The organism is Mesorhizobium sp. M1A.F.Ca.ET.072.01.1.1, assembly GCF_004023325.1.
Classification (GTDB): Bacteria; Pseudomonadota; Alphaproteobacteria; order Rhizobiales; family Rhizobiaceae; genus Mesorhizobium.
In genome coordinates this window covers 1-2898 of the sequence record NZ_RZSF01000536.1, presented here as the reverse complement: position 1 = coordinate 2898, position 2898 = coordinate 1, and the positions used below count along the sequence as shown (strand labels likewise).

At 64.7% G+C, this 2898-nt stretch carries 2 protein-coding genes; both read right to left on the bottom strand.

The annotated features are described in order from the left end of the window. Window positions 1–74: 74 nt before the first annotated feature. Window positions 75–1607, bottom strand: a complete 1533-nt coding sequence (locus EOA32_RS35810; protein ID WP_128374201.1) for a DHA2 family efflux MFS transporter permease subunit — start codon at window positions 1605–1607, stop codon at window positions 75–77. A gap of 296 nt (window positions 1608–1903) precedes the next feature. Next, the coding region (locus tag EOA32_RS35805; RefSeq protein WP_145971479.1) for an HlyD family secretion protein at window positions 1904–2898 on the bottom strand (995 nt) is incomplete at its 5' end.

Here is a 2898-nt window from a genome sequence, read left to right as displayed (position 1 = left end):
CCCTCTGTCGCCTTTCGGCGGCATCTCCCCCTCAAGGGGGGAGATTACGCATCGCAGAGGCGGCGCGATGAAGATCAGTCCATGTGCGCCGCCGGCGCGCCGCCGGCCGGCGCTGTCTTCGGCTTGCGCAGCAGGATGACGAACGGAACGGCAAGCAGCGTCATCACCATCAGGAGTTTGAAGTCGTTGATGTAGGAGATCATCATCGCCTGAACGTTGACCAGCCTGTCGACCTGCGAAAGGGCCATGGGATCACCGCTCGCCGCCGCGGGCGAGGCTGCCCATAGGTTGGGGTTGTAGGGGTTGATGAAAGCCCCGAGCTCGCTGTGGTTGACCTGCGTGTTCTGCACCATCAGCGCCGCAACCACCGACACGCCGATCGACGAGCCGAGATTGCGCACCAGGCTGAACAGCGAGGTGGCGTCGGTGCGGTAGCGCGCGTCGAGCGTGGCGAAGGCGACGGCCGAGAGCGGCACGAACACCATGCCCATGCCGAGGCCCTGGATGACGCCCGAAGAGATGATCAGCCAGTTGTCCATCTGCGGCGTGAAGCTCGCCATGGTGTAGAGCGACTGCGCGGTGAGCAGGAAGCCGATCGCGACCAGAATACGCGCGTCGATCCTGTGCATGATGCGGCCGACGAACAGCATCGAAATCATCGTGCCGATACCGCGCGGGCCGAGCACCACGCCGATGGTGACGGTCGGGTAGCCGAAGATGTTGGCAAGCATCGGCGGCAGCAGCGACATCGAAGCCAGGATCAGCACGCCCATGACGAAGATGAAACCGAGCCCGGTCACGAAATTGCGGTCGAGGAAGATTTTCGGGTCGATGAAAGGACGTTCGGACGTCACCGTGTGGATGATGAACACCCAGAAGCCGGTGATCGACAGCGCAAGCTCGATCCAGATCTCTGTCGAGGAGAACCAGTCGACCTCGCCGCCGCGGTCGAGCATCAGCTGCAGCGCGCCGACGCCGAGCGAGATCATGGCGAAGCCGAAGAAATCGAAGCTGCGCACGCGCTTGGCGACGACAGGCAGATAGGCGGCCATGCCGATGAAGGCGAGGATGCCGACCGGCAGATTGATGAAGAACACCCAGCGCCAGTTGAAATTCTCGGTCAGCCAGCCGCCAAGCGTCGGGCCGAGGATCGGTCCCAGCATGATGCCGGCGCCCCAGATGGCCATCGCCTGGCCATGGCGCTCGCGGGGATTGATATCGAGCAGGAAGGTCTGCGACAGCGGCACGATCGCCGCGCCGAACACACCCTGCAGCAGGCGGAAGAGCACCATCGTCTCGAGGCTCCACGCCATGCCGCAAAGCATGGAGAAGATGGTGAAGCCGACGACGGAGGCCAGGAACAGCTCCTTGCGGCCGAGGCGGTCGGCGAGCCAGCCGGTGACCGGCGTCATGATGGCGGCGGCCACGATATAGGAGGTCAGCACCCAGTTGATGTTGTCCGGCGAGGCACCGAGGTCGCCGGTCATGGTCGGCAGCGCGACATTGGCGATCGTGGTGTCGAGCGCCTGCATGACCGTGGCCAGCATCAGCGCGACCGTGATCAGGCCGCGGTGCGGTACTTCCTTGAAGGGTTCGGGCGTGCTCATGGTGCTGAACTTCCAGCAGGTAACAAAAACGGGTACATTGGGTTTCCGGGCGGCGAGGCCTTCCTTTGAGACCCTTGTCGCGGTGGGACGCGAGGACCGATGTGGGGGTTACATCGACCGGAAGTCTCTGTTGGAGCGGATACCTGCCGCCCGGAAACCTGAGGACCGACAGGTCGGTGTCGAAAGCTTCAACTTCGATCAAAGCCGCGACGCGGCTCGCCTCAAACGCTTGGCTTTCCCTCCATCCCTTCAGACCATTCCCTTGCGGAGGCTCATGCCTCGGGCTTCACCTTGCGTTATTGCGCGTGCTCGCCGGCCGTGGCGTGACCGAAGATCGACGGCAGGCCGCGCGCGACGCCGGTATCGACGGTGACCGTCGCGCTCATGCCGGTGCGCAGCGCCATCTTGGCGTCGGGGTCGGTCAGTTCCAGGCGCACGGGAATGCGCTGGGTGACCTTGACCCAGTTGCCGGTGGCGTTCTGGGCGGGCAACAGCGAGAACTCGGCGCCGGTGCCGGCGCCGATCGCCTTGACGGTCGCCTCGAAGGTCCGGCCCGGATAGGTGTCGACCACGATCTCGGCCTTCTGGCCCGGCTTCATATTGGTGAGCTGCGTCTCCTTGAAGTTGGCGTCGATCCAGGTGTCGTCGGTCTCGACCAGCGCGAACAGCGGCGTGCCGACGGAGACATACTGGCCGACCTTGAAGGACGAGGCCTGGTAGACGATGCCGTCGGACGGCGCCTTCACCGTGGTCTGCGAGAGGTTGTAGGCGGCCTTGTCGCGCGCGGCGAGCGCCGACATCACGCTCGGATGCTTGTCGGTCTCGATGTCGGGGTTGCCGCCAAGCGCCGCCTTGGCGCTGATGATGCCCTGCTCGGCGACCGCAAGCTGCTGCTTGGCCTTGTCGAGGTCGTTGCGGGCCTCGTCCAGCGACGACTTGGCATTGATGCCCTTCTCAGCGAGATCGGCGGCGCGGTCATATTGCGACTCCGCATAGTCGACCTCGCTCTTGGCCGACTTCTGCTGCGCCATCGCCTGGCTGTAGGCGGCGCGCAGCTGCTCGACATTGAGCCGCGCGGCGGCGACAGCCGCGTCGGCCTGGGCCAGCGCGATCTTGTAAGGCTCGGGATCGATGACGAAGAGAAGGTCGCCCGCCTTGACCGTCTGGTTGTCGGCAATGCCGACCTGGACGATGCGGCCGGCCGTGTCGGAGGCGATCGAAATCCGGGCCTGCTGCAGGTTGGCGTTCTCGGTCTCCTGGTAGCGACCGCCGGTGACCCAAACATAGGCGC

Bases quoted from the DNA above. Each gene is read 5' to 3' on its own strand.
- EOA32_RS35810 (WP_128374201.1), bottom strand. From the start codon at position 1,607: ATGAGCACGCCCGAACCCTTCAAGGAAGTACCGCACCGCGGCCTGATC.